This is a genomic window from Iodidimonas sp. SYSU 1G8, from assembly GCF_039655775.1.
GTDB lineage: Bacteria > Pseudomonadota > Alphaproteobacteria > SMXS01 > SMXS01 > RI-34.
The window spans coordinates 282111-299273 of the sequence record NZ_JBBYXJ010000001.1; the positions used below are offsets into that span (position 1 = coordinate 282111).

Here is a 17163-nt window from a genome sequence, read left to right on the forward strand (position 1 = left end):
TCGTGGGCGGACGGTTCCGGATATGATCCACAGGCCAGCAGGGAAAGGAGCCCGCGCCATGGAAGCGCTCAGTGTGGAAACTGTCTCCTACATCATCGTGAAAGCGCGCGAATTTGACGCCAAGGTCGATCCGGTCGAGGAAAACCCGGCCTCCGACGAAGCCGATGACGGCGAACGCATCATCCTGGAGGATTTCGTTGATGATCCGACCTATCAGGAATTGCGCGATGCCATCGAGGATCTGGACGATGACGCATCGCTGGAACTCGTGGCCCTGATGTGGATCGGCCGCGGCACCTATGATGCCGAGGATTGGGAGGAGGCGATCGAGACCGCCCGCCTGGAAGCGACCAACTCCACCGCCGACTATCTTACCGGCACGCCGCAGCTGGGGGATTTCCTCGAAGAGGGGCTGGCCGCCATGGGATACGAAGTCGACCCCGATGTGCTGAAGCATCTGTAACGGCACCCCGCCGGATCTGACCGCTGAAAGTTTTTGCGAATGAATCGCATTTTATTGTTGCAAGCGATTCTCAGGTGCGGTACATCTTGTTTCAGTTAAGACGCACTCGCAAGTTCCGGCTGGGATGCGCTGGTGACGGTATGATCCCCAAAGGATCGTGCGCTCCCCGTCACCAGCGCTCCTACCGGCCGGAAACTGCCAACGGAATCCCCGTGACGTCATGTTAGACGTCTCCTGAGCGAGCCCGCCGACTCCTCCCCGTGTCGGCGGGCTTATTCCGTTGACCCTCATGCCGCCCCGGCTAGGATCGTCCCTCCACCAAGGGAGCCGCCATATGAACGGTGCGCAAGCACTGGTCGCCGCCGCGATCGATCACGGCATCGAGGTCTGTTTCGCTAATCCGGGCACCACGGAGATGCCGCTCGTCCTCGCGCTCGATTCCGTGCCCGGCATGCGCGGCATCCTCTGCCTGCACGAGAACGTGGCGACCGGCGCCGCCGATGGCTACGGCCGGATGACCGGCCAGCCGGCCATGTGCCTTCTGCATCTTGGGCCGGGCCTCGCCAACGGGCTGACCAATCTGCACAACGCGCGGCGGGCGTTCACGCCCGTGCTGAACGTGATCGGCGAGCATGCCTCCTGGCATCTGCCGGCCGACCCGCTGCTGGCCAGCCCCATCGAGGAGGTGGCGCGCATGGTCGGCGCTCATGTGCACACCAGCGCCGGGCCGGAGACCGTGGCCTCGGATCTGGCCGATGCCGTCGATGCCACGCACCGGAACGGCGGAGCGGTCGCGACCCTGATCGTGCCCCACGACGCCCAGATCGCCGAGGCAAGCCAGGGCAGCGCCGCGCGCCGCGCTGCAGCGGATCGAAGTTTCATCCCTCGCCACGTGACTAACGCGGCGCAGGTGCTGCGGGATGGCAACGCGGCGATCCTGCTGGGCGGCGAGGGGCTCTCGGAAGCGGGGCTGATGCTGGCGGGTCGGATTGCCGCCGCGACCGGCGCCGACCTGCTGTGCGACACCTTCTTCGCGCGGATGGAACGGGGCGGCGGCCTGCCGCAGCCGGCGAAACTGCCCTACTTCCCCGATCAGGCGCTGGAATTGACCCGTCGCTACGACAAGGTCGTCATCGCCGGTACGCGCCGGCCGGTCGCGTTCTTCGGCTATCCGGGCCTGCCCAGCCATCTCACCACGCAAGCGCAGACGGTACCGCTGACCGGGCCGGGCGAGGATACGCTGGCGGCGCTGGACGCTCTGGCGGGCGAGCTGCGCGCGCCCATGGATTTTGATCCCGTCGCCGGGCCGCTGCCTGACATGCCCGCCGGCGCGCTCGATGCCCAGTCGGTCAGCGCGGTCATCGCCCGCCTGCAGCCCGCCAATGCCATCATCATGGACGAGGCGCTGACCGTGGGGACGCCTTATTTCGACGCTTCGCGCAATGCGCCGCGCTTCAGCCATCTGATGCTGACCGGCGGCGCCATCGGGGAAGGGCCGGGCGCCGCGACCGGCGCCGCCATCGCATGCCCGGGCCGGAAGGTGATCAACTTCCAGTCGGATGGCTGCGGCGCCTATTCGGTGCAGGCGTTCTGGACCCAGGCGCGCGAGCGGCTCGATGTGGTGACAATCATCGGCTCCAACCGCAGCTACAATATCCTGAACGTGGAACTGGCCCGCGCGGGCGTGACCGAGCCGGGACCGATCACTCGCTCCATGGCGGGCCTCGACAGGCCGTTCCTCGACTGGGTGAAGATCGGCGAGGGCTTCGGCGTGCCGTCCGTCGCCGTCGACACGGCGGAAGGCCTCGCCCAGGCGCTGCAAGTGGCCCTCGCCGAGCGAGGACCGCGGCTGATTGAGGCCATCATGACCTGATACCGATGTCCCGCCGGGTTCACCAGCCCGGCGGCTTGCCGTCCAGATAATCGTTCAGCACCTCGTGGAACCGGCGCACACGGGTTTCCTGACCGGCCAGATAGGGCTCCTGATAGCCGCGCGAGCGCCATCCCGCCTGCTGGCCGGGGCTGAGCGCCCAGTCCTGGAACACGACCTGGTCGTGCAGGTCGGCCACCGCGTCGGGCCCGGTGTAGACACGGAAGTCGAACTCGGCTTCCTTCATCTCCACCGCCGTGTCGGTGAGGCGGGCGCGGTATTCGCCATCGATCGGATAGGCCAGCTCCCACAGGTCGAAATAGCATTTTTCCGGGTCGTCCCGATGCGGCTCCCAGCGGAAGAACGACATGCCTTCCGCGCCCGAGCCGAAGGCGATGTTCGGAAACAGCACGCCGAACGGGCTTTCGGTCAGCTCCTCGTTGGTCAGCCGGTCGAAATGGCTGTAGCCGCGCGCCGGGCCCAGCCTGCGCTTGGCCGCCTTCAGGTCCAGCCAGCCCTGCATCGCCTTTTCCTCGTAGGTCGCGTAGCGGGCCGGATCGATCTCCCAGGCGCGCAGCGTGTCATCAAACGGATGCGGCTGCCCGTCGGGCACGCGGTCCCGCAGTGACGGACGGCCCATCTGGATGATGCGCGCATGGCCCATGGGGAACATCTCGTAGCGCGAGGTGAAATGGTCCTGGTCGATGATCGGCGGCACCTGCGGATGGGCGGTGCGGGTGTGATAGGATTCGCTGAAATTGTCCGACGAAAACTTCCAGTTGCAGTTCAACTCCACCCGGACCCAGCGCACCCGCACCATGGTCTCGAACGGGAAGTTCTTGTAGACCTCGGGCAGGGGCTCGAGGAATTTCAACAGCGGCGGCGCCTCGTTGTCCATGGTGTACCAGACGAAGCCGCCCCATGTACCGACCCGCACCTCGATCAGCCGCACCTTGCCGACGGGATCGCCCTGGGGGAAATCGTCCCGGTCGCAGGCGTCGAGCAGGCTGCCATCCAGGCCCCAGACCCAGCCATGGTAGGGACAGGTCCAGCTGTCCTGGGCGCCGTTTTCCCAGACCAGCTTCTGGGCCCGGTGACCACAGGCATTGTAGAAGCCCTTCAGCGTTCCGTCCGGCTGGCGGGCGATGATCACCGATTCGTGCATGAAGTCGTGGACGATGTAGTCGCCCGGCTCGGGAAGCTGGTTCTCGCGGCCGGCGATATGCCAGATCCGCGTCCACATGTGATCCCATTCGCGCTGCATGAACGCGCGCGAGTAATAGCGGTCCGCCGGAATGCGGTCGCCGCGCACATTGCGCGGGTCCTTGCCGTCCATGGCCAGCGGATGGGTGATGATGTCTGTCATTGATGTTCCCCGTTTCCCATTGCCGTCGCGCGACAACGCCCGATCGTTGAAGTCGCCGGAGCTGCCGCCGAGCAACGGAATGGATGGCGGACATCGGCGCGTCGCCCGCGCGCCTTGGAAACCGGTTGGACAAAGGCTTTGACGATCGAACAACCAAGCAGAAAGCGTAGACCCGGTCGTGGAGTCTTGCAACGTGCATGCTTGAATGTATTGTGACCGGCGACTGACGGATTTCTTTTGAAGGGGAAGCGATCATGAAAGCTGTTCTGTGCGACGAATACGGCGCGCCCGATGTTCTGAAGCTGGTCGATCTGCCGGCGCCCGAGATGAAACCGGGCCATATCCGGATTTCCGTCCGCGCGGCGGGCGTGAACTTTCAGGACACGCTGATCATCAAGGGCACCTATCAGTTCAAGCCGCCGATGCCGTTCATTCCCGGCGGCGAGGCTGCGGGCGTGGTGACCGAGGTCGCCGATGACGTGACGGGTTTCGCCGTTGGCGACCACGTTCTGGCGCTGACCAGCTGGGGCAGCTTCTGCGAGGAACTGGTGGCGCCGGCGGATCGCTGCGTGAAATTCCCGGCGGGCATGGACTTCGCCGAAGCCGCCGGCTTCCTGACCAATTTCGGCACCTCCTATCACGCGCTGGTGCACCGCGCGAACCTGCAGAAGGGCGAGACGCTGCTGGTGCTCGGCGCCTCGGGCGGCGTCGGCCTCGCGGCGGTCCAGATCGCCAAGGCGCTGGGCGCCACGGTCATTGCCGCGGCCTCCAGCGAATCGAAGCTGAAGATCGCCAAGGAGTCGGGCGCGGATCACCTGATCAACTACGCCGAAGGCGAATACAAGGACAAGGTCAAGGAACTGACGGGCGGCAAAGGCGCCGACGTGATCTATGATGCGGTCGGCGGTGACTATTTCGACCAGGCGCTGCGCTGCGTGAACTGGAACGGCCGCATTCTGGTGGTCGGTTTCGCCAGCGGCCGCATTCCGACCGCGCCGGTCAACCTGACCCTGCTGAAGGGCTGCGCCATCGTTGGCGTCTTCTATGGCCGCTTCAAGCAGGAAGAGCCGGAAAAGAGCCAGCAGGCCATCGAGGAAATCGTCGATTTGTATCGTCAGGGCAAGCTGAAGCCCCATATTTCCAAGCGTATGCCACTGGAACAGGCCCGCGAGGCGCTCAACCTGTTTGTCAATCGGCAGGCCGAGGGTAAGATCGTTCTCACATCGGGCGCTGCCTGACCTTTCGGGGAGAAGTATTATGTCGGATCATTCGCAATCGGAAGACCGGGCCCAGTTCCGCCGCATGGACGAGGGCACGGAAGCGGACTGGGAAATCCTGGGCCGCGAATACATGAAGATGGCCAGCGGCGTCGTCGACCGCGTCATCGACCACATGAAGCTGCTCGACGGCGATTTCGGCGGCTTCCAGGTCGATCGTCTGACCCACAGCCTGCAGACCGCGACCCGCGCCTATCGTGACGGCAAGGACGAGGAATATGTGGTCTGCGCGCTGCTGCACGACATCGGCGACACGCTTGGCACCTACGCCCATGGCGCGGTCGCGGCGGCGATCCTCAAGCCGTTCATCTCCAAGGCCAACTACTGGATGCTGGAGAACCACACGGACTTTCAGGGCTACTACTATTATCACTTCGTCGGTCTCGACAAGAACCGCCGGGACAGGTTCATCGACAGCCCGTACTACGAGCACACCAAGGAATTCATCGACAAATACGATATGCCGGCGTTCGACCCGGACTATCCGACGATGACCCTCGAGGAGTTCGAGCCGATGATGCGCCGGGTGATGCGCAAGCAGCTCAAGTCCAAGATCGCCAAGCACGCGGCCGAGTAAGTCCGCGCCATGCGCGCCTGGGTCTGCCGCCAGTTCAGCGACTATCACGACATCGCCATCGACACCGTGCCCGACCCCGAACCCGGGGCCGGGCAGGTGCTGGTTCGGCCGCGCGCCGCGTGCGTGACGTTCGTCGAGATGCTGCAGGTCCAGGGCAAGCATCAGCACAAGCCGAAGACGCCCTTCATTCCCGGCGGCGAGTGCGCCGGCGAGGTGCTGGCGGTCGGCGAGGGCGTCACGCGCTTCAGGCCGGGCGACAAAATCATGGGCGGCGTCCGTTTCGGCGCCTATGCCGAGCTCGCGGTCACGGATGAGGGCCTGATCAATCCGCTGCCGCCCGCCTTCGACTGGTACACCGGCGCATCCTTCGGCAGCGCCTACCGGACGGCCTATGTGGGCATCGTCACGCGCGGCGGCATCCAGCCGGGCGAGACGCTGCTGGTGCACGCCTCCTCCGGCGGTGTCGGCCTCGCCGCCGTGGAACTGGGCAAGATTCTCGGTTGCACGGTCATCGGCACGGGCGGTGACAACGACCGCCTCGAGATCGTCAAGCGGATGGGCGCCGATCACGTCATCAATTACCGCGAAACGCCCCGCTTCCGGGATGCCGTCAAGGAACTCACCGGCGGCAAGGGCGCCGACGTGATCTACGATCCGGTGGGCGGCGACGTGTTCGACGAATCCACCCACTGCATCGCGCCCTTCGGCCGCATCCTGATCATCGGCTTCACCAGCGGCCGCATCCCGTCGATCCCGGTCAACTACCCGCTGATCAAGCAGTTCGCCGTCATCGGCGTCCGGGCGGGCGAGTACGGCCGGCTCAATCCGGAAGGCGGACGGCGCGTCACGGCCGACATGATGCGCATGGCCAATGAGGGCCTGTTCCATCCCCACGTCCACAAGATCATGCCGTTCGAGGGGCTGGTGAACGCGTTCGACGAGATCGCCGCGCGCAAGGTTGCCGGCCGGATCGTACTGGAGATTTCCCGTGACTGAAGAAAAGCCCGTCGCCGCCTACAAGCTGAAGCCGAAGGACGCCGCGACCCTGCTCATCATCAGGGGCGGCGAAGAGGTGCTGATGGGCGTGCGCAGCGCCAAGCACGCCTTCATGCCGAACAAATACGTGTTTCCCGGCGGCCGGGTCGATCGCGCCGACGGCATGGTGCCGCGGCCCGTCGATCTTCAGCCCGGCGTGGCCGCGAAGCTGGAGCGTGCCGCCTCGCCCGCGCGGGCTCGCGCCCTTGCCATGGCTGCGGTGCGCGAGACCTTCGAGGAAGCCGGCATGTTGCTGGCCGCCGAGCACGACACCAGGATTAGAACAGGGTCGCCTCACTGGAAGCCATTTTATGCCAGCGGCCTCGTGCCGGCGCTGGACAAGCTGGAATATATCGCGCGCGCCATCACGCCGCCTGGTCGGCCGCGCCGCTTCGACACACGCTTTCTGATGGTGGATGCCGATCACCTGCGCGGCTCGGTCTATGGCAATGGCGAACTGCTCGACCTGAAATGGGTCAAGCTGAAGGACGCCCAGAGTCTCGACCTGCCCAACATCACCCGTCTCGTGATCGAGATCGCCCGGCGCCGGCTCGAGGATGGCGAGCACCGTTCGGAAGACGGCATGATTCCTTTCGTGCGCACGGTGAACAGACGGCATATCATCGGCGATCACTAGTTCGTTACCGCGCTCCCGGGGCCAACGTCCGGCATGCGGTAGTGTGATCCGCCCGGAGATCGATGCACCAGCCCGACCAGGACGAGATCGTCGACTTTCTGTCGTCCGACACCGCTTTCCGCGGTGAACCCGTAAGGCATGTCCAGACGCACCTTTCCCACATCTTTCTGGTGGGCGACAGGGCGTGGAAAATGAAACGGGCGGCGCGCTTCAGCTTCGTCGATTTCACGACGGCCGACTTGCGGCGTGCGTCGTCCGAACGCGAGGTGCTGCTCAATCGCCGCACGGCGCCCACGCTCTATCTTGGTGTGGTGCCGGTAACCTGGGACGGGCGCAACCTCGCGGTGGGGGGGCAGGGCGAGGCGCTCGACTGGCTGGTCGAGATGCGCCGCTTCGATGAGCGGGCCCTTCTGAGCCGGTGCGCGCGCAGCGGCAGGCTGACGCGCGACGTCGCCGCGGCGCTCGCCGAGCATGTCATCGCGTTTCACGATACGGCGGAGCGGCGCACCGACAAGGGCGGCGCCGGGATCCTTCGGTCCACGGCACGGGATGTCGCCTCGAATCTGCACCGCTATGCCGGTACGGTTCTTCGGCGCGAGGCCATCGACTCCTGGGCTGAACGGATCGATCGCACCCTCCTGTGCCATGCCGCTCTCCTGGACGATAGGCGCGATGCCGGCTTCGTTCGCAGATGCCATGGCGACATGCATCTCGCCAACATCTGCCTGGTGGATGGCGACCCCATCCTGTTCGACTGTATCGAGTTCAACGACGACTTCTCGTGCATCGACGTGATGTACGATCTCGCCTTCCTGCTCATGGACCTGATCCATCACGGTGCCTCGGCAAAAGCCGGTCTCGTGCTCAACCGCTATCTCAGCGCGACGGCCGATTTCGGCGCGCTCCCTGTTCTGCCGGCGCTTCTGTCCCTGCGTGCCGCCATTCGCGGGATGGCGTCGCTCATCGAGGCCTCCAATGAAGATGACGAGGGCGGTGACCTCGGTCGCGACGCCCGCCTGCATTTCGACCTCGCGCACCGGCTGCTCGATCGTCCGTCGCCCCGGCTGGTCGGTATTGGCGGCTTCTCGGGGACCGGAAAATCCACCCTGGCCGCCGCGTTGGCGCTCCGCCTCGCGCCCGGCGCGGGCGCCGTCGTCATTTCCAGCGATGTCATTCGCAAGCGCCTCTTCGGCAAGAAACCCGAGGAAAAACTCGGACCGGACGCCTATGCCGGCCCTGTCAGCGCCCAGGTCTACGACAAGCTCTACAATGACGTCCGCTTGGCGCTGGAGGCCGGCCAGGTGGTGATCGCCGACGCGACATGGCTGCGCGAGGAAGATCGCCGCGCCCTCGCCGCCGTCGCGGCAGACTGCGGCATGCGCTTCTCCGGGCTCTGGCTGGAGACACCGGTCGAGATATTGCGCGAGCGCGTTTCGGTCCGGACCGGCGACCCATCCGACGCCGATGTCACGGTCTTGACCGAACAACTTTCTCATAATGTGGGTATCATCGACTGGACCAGGCTCGACACGCCGGGGCCGGGACTGGTCACCGAAGCATTGCTCGCCATCTCGGCATAGCATCGCGCGGCTCTCCGGCCGGCGCGGATGCTGGCCGACATCACTCTGGAGCGCTCATGACCGTCCGCAATCTCGACAAGCTGTTCCGCCCCTCATCGGTCGCGGTGATCGGCGCTTCCAACCGTCCCGACTCGGTCGGGCAGGTCATCATGCGGAACATGCTCGATGCAGGCTTCGAGGGACCGATCATGCCGGTCAATCCCGGGCAGGTATCGGTCGCCGGGGTGATTGCCCACGCCGATGTGGAAAGCCTGCCCGTCGTGCCCGACCTCGCGGTCATCTGCACGCCGCCCGCGACCGTGCCGGGGCTGATCGATGCGCTGGGGCGCAGGGGCACGAAGGCGGCCGTGGTCATCACCGCCGGCGTCGACGTGGACGCCCTGCTGCGGGCCGCCCAGCCGTATCTGCTGCGTATTCTCGGGCATAATTGCGTCGGCTTGCTTGTGCCTGGGATCGGTCTCAACGCGAGTTTCGCGCCGGGCACGTTGAAGGCCGGGAACGTGGCGTTCGTGTCGCAGTCCGGCGCCCTGTGCACCGCCGTGCTGGACTGGGCCGCCGAACGGGAGATCGGCTTTTCCCATTTCATCTCGCTCGGCAATTGCGCCGATGTCGACTTCGGCGACGTCATCGACTATCTGGCGCAGGACGACAAGACCCGGGCCATCCTGCTCTACATCGAATCCATCAGTCACGCCCGGAAGTTCCTGTCGGCGAGCCGCGCGGCCTCGCGCGCCAAGCCCATCGTCGCCATCAAATCGGGACGGAACAGCGAAGGAGCCCGCGCGGCCGCCTCTCACACAGGCGCGCTGGCGGGACGGGACGATGTCTACGAGGCGGCCCTTGCGCGCGGCGGCGTGCTCCGCGTCGACAGTACCGAGGATCTCTTCGAGGCGGTCGAGACGCTGGCGCGCGCCCGGCGCCCGGCGGGCGAGGGACTGGTCATCCTGACCAATGGCGGCGGGCTCGGCGTCATGGCGGCGGATGCCCTCGCGCCGCTCGGCGGCTCGCTGGTGGCCCTGTCTAATGCCACGAAAGCGGCCCTCGACGGCGTGCTGCCGCGTACATGGTCCCACGGCAATCCCGTCGACATCATCGGCGATGCGCCTGGCGCGCGCTATGCCGACGCGCTCGGCGTGCTGCTGGACGCGCCCGAGGCCGACACGATCATCATCATGCATGCGCCGACAGGCATCACGTCGAGCGACGAGGTCGCCCGGGGCGTCATCGAGCGGATCGAAGGCGCGCGCAAGACCGTACTCACCAACTGGATGGGCGGACGCGCCGTCAAACCGGCGCGCGCCATGCTGGAAAATGCGGCGGTTCCCTCGTTCGAGACGCCCGGCGCGGCGGTCAGGGCCTATATGCAGTTGATCCGCTACCGTCGCCTGCAGTCGCTACTGACCCAGACGCCGCCCGCGCAGGCCGAGACATTCAAGCCCGATATGGCGCGGGCGCGAGCGGTCATCGATGGTGTTCTCGCCGAAGGCCGAGACCTGCTGACCGAATTCGAGGCCAAGGAACTGCTGGACGCATACGAGATTCCCATCGTCGCCACCCGGATCGCGCGCGACGCCGACGAGGCCGCCGCGCTTGCCGAGGACATGAGCTTTCCCGTGGTGGTCAAGATCCTCTCACGGGACATCAGCCACAAATCCGATGTGGGCGGCGTCGCCCTCAACCTCAAATCCGCCGACGCGGTGCGAGCCGCCGTCGACGCCATCTCGAAAAGGGTCGGGGAACTCAGACCCGAAGCGGTCATCGACGGTTTCACCGTGCAGCAGATGGTCCGCCGGCCGGGTGCCCATGAACTGCTCGTCGGCGCGTTCGTCGACGACGTGTTCGGTCCGGTCATCATGTTCGGGCAGGGCGGCACCGCGGTGGAAGTGGTCCGCGACAGGGCTGTGTCCTTGCCGCCGCTCAACCCGGTGATCGCGCGCCATCTGATGTCGCAGACCCGGATCTACCGGCTGCTCGAAGGCTACCGCGACCGGCCAAAGGCGGACCTCGAGGGCATCGTCTCCGTGCTGCTGAAGGTGGCGCAACTGGTCGCCGATCTGGCCGAGGTGGCGGAACTGGATATCAATCCTCTGCTCGCCGACGACCACGGCGCCATCGCCCTTGACGCCCGGGTCGTGGTGAAGCCCGCGACGATCGCTGGCATCAGGCGGCTCGCGATCAGGCCTTACCCGTCGGACCTGGAAGAGACGGTGCAGCTGCCTGGCGGCGAGCGGGTGTTGTTGCGGCCGATCCGGCCCGAGGACGAGCCGGCCCACCTGGATTTCTTCCAGCATCTCGATTCCGAGGATCTGCGGCTGCGCTTCTTCAATGTGGTGAAATCACCCTCTCACGAAGCCCTCGCGCGCTTCACCCAGATCGATTACGACCGCGAAATGTGTTTTATCGCGACCCGCCCCGCGTCTGATGGGCACGAGACCGTTGGCGTCGTCCGGGCGATCGCGGACCCGGATAACGAGCGCGCCGAATACGCGGTCATCATCCGGTCGGATCTGAAGGGTAGCGGTCTGGGGCAGGCGTTGATGGACAAGCTGATCCGCTATGCGCGTCAGCGCGGTATCCACGAACTTCACGGGACGGTGCTGTCCGAGAACACGGCCATGCGAGATCTCGCCACGCGCCTCGGCTTCACGACGCGGCCAGGCGAGGATGCCTCGGTCGTCGAAACGGCCCTAGCCTTGTAGATGAAGGCGCGCGGTCCGGCGGCCAGCTCAGTGCGACAGCAGCAGCGGCAGTTCCATGCGCCGCAGCAGATCCTTCGTGACGCCGCCCAGAACCGTCTCGAACATGCGGGAATGACCCCAGGCGCCGCACACCAGCAGGTCGGCGCCGAAATCCTTGCACTCGAACAGCAGCGCCTCGGCCGAGGAGGAATCGCTTTCCACGGTGTGATCAGCCTCGGCCTTCACGCCGTGCCGGGCGAGATGCTGGGCGATTTCGGATCCCGGAATGTGCCGGGTTTCCTCGTCGCCGACACTCAACACCTTCACGGCATCGGCCTTGACCAGCAACGGAAGGGCGTCGTTCACGGCCCTCGTCGCTTCCGTGCTGCCGTTCCAGCCGATCAGGATGCGCCTGCCGATGGCGGAGACCGACGCATTCCACGGCAGTGAAAGCACCGGCCGGCCGGCCGTCAGCACCAGATCGCCCGCCAGATTGTTCGCCGCGCTGATGGGCGCGTCCTCGCCGCCGCCTTGGGCCAGCACCACCACGTCGGTGTAATGGGCGTGCTGGGTGAAGACACTGCGGATGTCTCCCTCGCGGTATCGCCACTCGGCGTGTATGCCCGTCGCCGATTCACGCGCCTTGATGCGCGTCTCGATCTGCTTCGCAGCGGCGCGGGCCTCGTCGATATAGCTCTCGGCCAGATTCGCGGGGACGTAGGGCACCACATAGGAGGGAATCGGCGTGTTGTCGACGACGGTCAGCGCCGTCAACGTCGCGCCGTGCGCCTGCGCCAGATCGAATGCGGCGTTTTCGAGCGCCGCGCCGGCATCGCCTTCGAATGCATGGAACAGAATATTGCGGATCGTCATAACACTCTCCCCGATCATGCCTTGCCCTCTCAGCTTGGCTGAATCGCAGGGTCGCACAAGTAAAAACGGCCGGCCTTGATCTGCCTCAACGCTGTCGGGTAGCCCCCTGAGCGGCGGTTTTCGCGGTGATCGCGGCGATAAGTCCGTCAAACCCTCGCGTGCGGATGACATCGGCGAATTCCGAGCGGCGCAAGGCAACCTCGCTGATCCGTCCTCCCAGATAGAGGTCCGCGACCTTCCAGTCCCCGCCATCCTTGTGCATGACATAGTCGATCGCGACCGAGTCTTCCTGGGGAATACGCACCTCGCTGTTGACGATGATCTTTCCCGCCGGGCCGGGCCGGTCGCCGACCACGACCAGCGTTTCGCCCGTGAACGACCGGAACCTGCTGGCATAGATCGCGCACAGATATTGACGAAATTTATCGGTGTATGTCGTGCGCTGGTCCGGGCTCCAGTTGTTCCACGTCGCGCGTCCCACGGCCATGGCGCTCTGCAGCTTGACGTCCATCTTCGCCTCGAGCAGCGGACACAGTGCCTCGACCCGCTTGGCAAAGGGTTGTCCGCTCGTCTTTTTCAGGATACCCAGCATGCCGGTCTGGAACTCGTCGACGGCCGCCTGCGCCGAACCTGCGGGGATGGATGCCTGTGCATGAGCGCCTGACACGAAGAACACCGCAAGAATCAATGCGGCCAGAAAGGGTTTCAAACGGTTCGTCTCCTACATTCTTGTCAGGCATGCGCCATCGGTTCGTGGCCGGTTTACACCGGGCAACGACCGTCATTCGTCGCCGGCTAGAATATAGGGGGCCGTCCGTTCCGGACAAAGGCCATAGAGAGGAGTGCGACCGCTGGTGATGAAGCTGCTGACCGGATGGCTGGAGTTCGCGGCACGGCGGCCCTGGACGGTACTCGTGCTGGCCGCGATTCTGACCCTCGCGGCCGGATGGTACACATCCGCCAATCTGGGCATCAACACGGACACCAAGACCCTGGTGCCCGCCGACGAGCCGTTCCGCGTTGCCGAAGACGCGTATGTGAAGGCGTTTCCGGACAATGACGACGTCATCCTGATCGTCATCCAGGACCGCGACGCCATGGCGACGGACCGGGCGGCGCGGGCCATGGCGGCGGCGTTGAACAGACAGCCTGAACTGTTCTCCTACGTATTCGCGCCGGGAACCGGGCCGTATTTCGACCGAAATGGCCTGCTGTATCTGGAAACCGACAAGCTCGCCGCCGTCCTCGATCGGCTCGCCGCGGCCCAGCCCGCGCTGGCGATCATGACCCAGGATCCCAGCCTGCGTGGTCTGTTCGGTGTGCTCGATCAGGCGCTGCTGACCGGCGGACCGCTGCCTCCCGCCTTCACCGACGTCATGTCGGGATTGACCGCCGCCGCCGATGCGGTGCGGGACGACAAGCCCGTCCCGGGCGGACTGTTGCAGGGCGCCATGGGCGAGGGTGGTCCGAACACGCGTCTGGTGCTGACGCGACTCAAGCTTGATTTCTCCCAGGCATTGTCGGCGGAGACCGGTGTCGAACGCCTCAAGGCGGTGACCGCCGAACTGCGCGAGTCCGGCGAGATCGCGCCTGGTACGACCGTGCGCCTGACCGGCGACGTCGTCCTCTCGTACGAGGAATTGCTGTCCGTGACCGAAGGCGTTCAGATCGCTGGCACGGTCTCGCTTATCCTGCTGATCCTCATCCTGGGCTGGGGCCTGCGCAGTATCCGGCTGATCGGCGCCGCCTACGCGACCTTGACCGTCGGTCTTGTCTGGACCTCGGCCTTCGCCGCCCTGACGGTCGGCGAACTGAACATGATCTCGGCGTCCTGCGCGGTTCTGTTCATCGGCCTCGGCATCGATTACGCCATCCATTTCTGCCTGCGCTACGCCGAGAACGTGTCCTCCGGCATGGAGAAGCGTGTGGCGCTTGTCGATACGGGCCGGCGTGTCGGACCGGCGCTCGCGCTGTGCGTCATTTCCTCATCGATCGGCTTCCTGTCCTTCACCTTTACCGAATACAAGGGGTTCGCCGATCTCGGCGTGATCGCGGCGGGCGGCGTGTTGATGGCCTTTCTGGCCGGCTTGATCGTCCTCCCCGCCCTGCTGGCGGTGACCGGAGTGCCGAGGCGCGCCCTTTGGCGGCCCGTCGCGGTCAGCGACCTGAAGACGCGCTGGCGGGACCGTATCGCCTGGACCATTCTGGCGCTGGCCATTCTCGCCGTTCCCGTGGCCTTTGGCGCCCGTTTCGATTTCAGCACCCTGGCGCTGAAGGATCCGACCTCGGAGTCGGTGACCGCCCTCGAGGACCTGACGGAAGAGCAGGGCAACATCGGGTATGCCGCCTACATGCTGGCCGAGAACAAGGCGGCCGCGGCGCTGCTGGCCGACAGGCTGCGCGCGCTTCCCGAGGTCGAGTCGGTCATCACGCCCGAGGACTACGTGCCGTCCGATCAGGACGAGAAACTGGCCATGATCGAGGAGTCGGCCATGTTCATGTGGCCGGTGTTCAATCCTGAAAACAAGGCGGCTCCGCCATCCGAGGCGGAACGGCGGGCGTCGGTTCAGGCGTTTGCCGACAGGGCCGCGACCACGGGATCACTCACTCCGGAAACGGCCCAGACCGTGGCCGCCCTCCGTGCCTCCTTGTTGAAGCTGCTCGAGGACCCGGCCGGGGATCAGAAACTGCGTCGGCTTGAAGCGGGGCTCGTGGGCGATGTGCAGGCCCAGGTGGACCGGCTGCGTCTGGCATTCGAGGCCTCGCCCGTGACCTTCGCCGATCTGCCTGCCGACATGCTGGCGCGCGATATCGCGCCCACGGGCCAGATTTCCGTGACGGCGGTACCGTCGGGCGACATGCGCGACCACGAACAGCTGGCGGCATTCGCGCGCGCGGTGAGCGCCGTCGATCCGCTCGCCTCCGGGCGCGCGATCGGCGAGGCAGGGATGGGCCGGATCGTTCTGGAGGCATTCGAAATCGCCTCGGCCCTGACCATCGTCCTCGTTTCGCTCCTGTTGTATGCGATCCTGCGGCGGTGGCGGGATGTGCTCCTGGTGCTGGCGCCGCTGGCGGTCGCGGGCAGTCTGACGACGGCGATTGCCGTGTTGACGGGAATTCAGTTCAACTTCGCCAATGTCATCGTGCTGCCGCTGCTTCTCGGCTTCGGCATCGACAGCGCCGTCCATCTGGTGCTGCGTCGGCGCGAGACGGGCTCGGTCGATGGCGTCATGGAGTCCAGTACGCCGCGCGCGGTGACCCTGAGTGCTTTGACAACCATCGCATCTTTCGGCAGCCTGTCCCTGTCGCCACATTGGGGGACAGCGAGCCTCGGCCTGCTGCTGACTGTGGCAATGGTGATGATCGAGTTGTCTGCCCAACTGGTACTGCCCGCGCTGATGCGCTGGCTGGACGGAGGGCGGGCCAAAGCCTGAACCGGATGGAGAGAGGTCAGCGATGTCCGTCTGGAGAAAACTCCTCGTCGTTGTGCCCGCCTTCGTGATCCTTCACCTGGCGTCGCTGGCGGCTGTCCCGCTGATCGATGGCCTCCGGGATCTCTGGCGACCGGGCACCACGGACGAGATCGTCCTCCTCGCCGCGTTTCCGTTCGGCTATGCCATCGGCGTCTCCATCGGGATCGGACTGGGCTACGGTCTGACGAGGTCGGTGCTCACCGTTGCCCTGCTGGCGTCGATCGCATCCGCCTGGGGCTTCGCCGAATGGGCCGATGGCTACGTGCAGGGTGCTGCCGCTCTGGCCGTGGGCGGGGCGGCCGCGGGCCTTGCGTTGCCGGTGGTCTCGCGGGCGCTCGATCTGGCCTCCAGCCTGTTTGGCGGCATCGTGATGGCGGTGCTGGTCGCGGCGTCCTGGGGCGTATCCATCCCCTTCATCCAGTATCTGAAGGGCGGTCTACCGGTGGGCGATCTGCCGAGTTGGGCCGCGCCCTATTACGCCCAGGCCTTCTTCTGCGTGGTCTGGCTTCCGCTGGTCGTATTTCTCGGCCTGGACAGACGCCGTCGCTGAGACGGCTCAGGCCTCGAACTGTTCGGCGAGAATACGTTCCGCCAGATTGTGCCCGGGGTCGTAAAGCAGGCGAAGCGCCAGATTGCGGTCTTCCTGCACCTCGACGCGGGTCACGTCCCGCACCTCCAGATTATCGGCGGTGGCGCTGACTGGACGTTCGGTCGGCTCCGCGACATGGAATTCGACCCGGGCATCGTGCGGCAGCAGCGCGCCGCGCCACCGGCGCGGGCGAAATGCGCTGATCGGGGTCAGGCAGAGAATATCCGAATCGATCGGAACGATCGGTCCGTGCGCCGAGAAATTGTAGGCTGTGCTGCCGGCGGGCGTCGCCAGCAGGATGCCGTCACAGACCAGCTCGCTCATGCGCTCCTTGCCGTCGACATGGATGCCCAGCTTGGCGGCCTGATAAGTCTGGCGCAGCAGCGACACCTCGTTGATGGCAAGCGCTTCCGTGAAGCTGCCGTCCACGCAATGGGCGCGCATGCGCAGCGGATGCAACTCGACCAGCTCGGCCGCCTGGATACGCTCGATCAAGTCGTTTTCCGCATAGTCGTTCATCAGAAAGCCGAGCGAGCCCGCGTTCATGCCATAGACGGGCAGGCCGTGCTTGAGAACGCTGTGCAGCGTCCTCAGCATGAAGCCGTCACCGCCGAGGGCGACGATGACCTCGGCCTGATCCAGCGGCACGGCCGGATAGCGCGCGGTGAGCGCCTCCATGGCCGCCTGGGCCTTCGGCGTGGGACTGGCGGCGAACGCGATGGCGGGTGTCTGCATGGGGTACTCG

General features: G+C 65.6%; 14 protein-coding genes. 10 read left to right on the forward strand and 4 right to left on the reverse strand.

What is annotated here, in order from left to right; genetic code table 11:
* Positions 1 to 58 precede the first annotated feature (58 nt).
* Both WJU17_RS01395 and WJU17_RS01400 read left to right on the forward strand, forming a co-directional pair.
* On the forward strand, positions 59 to 463 hold the full coding sequence (locus tag WJU17_RS01395; protein ID WP_346325560.1) for a DUF3775 domain-containing protein: 405 nt from the start codon (positions 59 to 61) through the stop codon (positions 461 to 463).
* 334 nt (positions 464 to 797) lie between these two features.
* Positions 798 to 2336, forward strand: a complete 1539-nt coding sequence (locus WJU17_RS01400; RefSeq protein WP_346325561.1) for an acetolactate synthase large subunit — start codon at positions 798 to 800, stop codon at positions 2334 to 2336.
* Positions 2337 to 2355: 19 nt separating this feature from the next.
* On the opposite strand, the gene WJU17_RS01405 is transcribed toward WJU17_RS01400, so the two are convergent.
* Positions 2356 to 3699: an aromatic ring-hydroxylating dioxygenase subunit alpha gene (locus WJU17_RS01405; protein ID WP_346325562.1), complete on the reverse strand. Its 1344-nt coding sequence runs from the start codon at positions 3697 to 3699 to the stop codon at positions 2356 to 2358.
* 254 nt (positions 3700 to 3953) lie between these two features.
* On the opposite strand from WJU17_RS01405, the gene WJU17_RS01410 reads away from it, so the two are divergent.
* From WJU17_RS01410 to WJU17_RS01435, 6 genes are all read left to right on the forward strand, one after another.
* Entirely contained in the window at positions 3954 to 4937 is a 984-nt protein-coding gene (locus WJU17_RS01410) for an NADPH:quinone oxidoreductase family protein (protein ID WP_346325563.1), read from the forward strand.
* A gap of 19 nt (positions 4938 to 4956) precedes the next feature.
* The gene (locus tag WJU17_RS01415) at positions 4957 to 5553 is read left to right on the forward strand and encodes an HD domain-containing protein (RefSeq protein WP_346325564.1); all 597 of its coding nucleotides are present in this window, start codon (positions 4957 to 4959) and stop codon (positions 5551 to 5553) included.
* Positions 5554 to 5562: 9 nt separating this feature from the next.
* The gene (locus tag WJU17_RS01420; RefSeq protein ID WP_346325565.1) at positions 5563 to 6549 is read left to right on the forward strand and encodes an NADPH:quinone oxidoreductase family protein; all 987 of its coding nucleotides are present in this window, start codon (positions 5563 to 5565) and stop codon (positions 6547 to 6549) included.
* Positions 6542 to 7225, forward strand: coding sequence for an NUDIX hydrolase (locus tag WJU17_RS01425; RefSeq protein WP_346325566.1), 684 nt, complete (start codon positions 6542 to 6544; stop codon positions 7223 to 7225). The genes WJU17_RS01420 and WJU17_RS01425 overlap by 8 nt, the downstream gene beginning before the upstream one ends.
* A gap of 62 nt (positions 7226 to 7287) precedes the next feature.
* Entirely contained in the window at positions 7288 to 8805 is a 1518-nt protein-coding gene (locus WJU17_RS01430; RefSeq protein ID WP_346325567.1) for an AAA family ATPase, read from the forward strand.
* A 56-nt stretch (positions 8806 to 8861) separates the two neighbouring features.
* Positions 8862 to 11504 carry a bifunctional acetate--CoA ligase family protein/GNAT family N-acetyltransferase gene (locus WJU17_RS01435; RefSeq protein WP_346325568.1) on the forward strand — a complete coding sequence of 881 codons (2643 nt, stop codon included), beginning with the start codon at positions 8862 to 8864 and terminating at the stop codon, positions 11502 to 11504.
* 27 nt (positions 11505 to 11531) lie between these two features.
* Here the strand turns inward: WJU17_RS01435 and WJU17_RS01440 are convergent, their stop codons facing one another.
* Together WJU17_RS01440 and WJU17_RS01445 are read right to left on the reverse strand one after the other, a co-directional pair.
* Complete coding sequence (locus WJU17_RS01440; protein ID WP_346325569.1) at positions 11532 to 12356, reverse strand: universal stress protein; 825 nt, start codon at positions 12354 to 12356, stop codon at positions 11532 to 11534.
* Positions 12357 to 12441: 85 nt separating this feature from the next.
* Positions 12442 to 13065 carry an ABC transporter substrate-binding protein gene (locus WJU17_RS01445; protein WP_346325570.1) on the reverse strand — a complete coding sequence of 208 codons (624 nt, stop codon included), beginning with the start codon at positions 13063 to 13065 and terminating at the stop codon, positions 12442 to 12444.
* A gap of 148 nt (positions 13066 to 13213) precedes the next feature.
* Here WJU17_RS01445 and WJU17_RS01450 point away from each other — a divergent pair, with 148 nt between their 5' ends.
* Positions 13214 to 15790, forward strand: coding sequence for an MMPL family transporter (locus tag WJU17_RS01450; protein ID WP_346327367.1), 2577 nt, complete (start codon positions 13214 to 13216; stop codon positions 15788 to 15790).
* A gap of 22 nt (positions 15791 to 15812) precedes the next feature.
* Complete coding sequence (locus tag WJU17_RS01455; RefSeq protein ID WP_346325571.1) at positions 15813 to 16379, forward strand: hypothetical protein; 567 nt, start codon at positions 15813 to 15815, stop codon at positions 16377 to 16379.
* A 6-nt stretch (positions 16380 to 16385) separates the two neighbouring features.
* Here WJU17_RS01455 and WJU17_RS01460 read toward each other — a convergent pair whose 3' ends face one another.
* Complete coding sequence (locus WJU17_RS01460; RefSeq protein WP_346325572.1) at positions 16386 to 17153, reverse strand: NAD kinase; 768 nt, start codon at positions 17151 to 17153, stop codon at positions 16386 to 16388.
* Positions 17154 to 17163 lie beyond the last annotated feature (10 nt).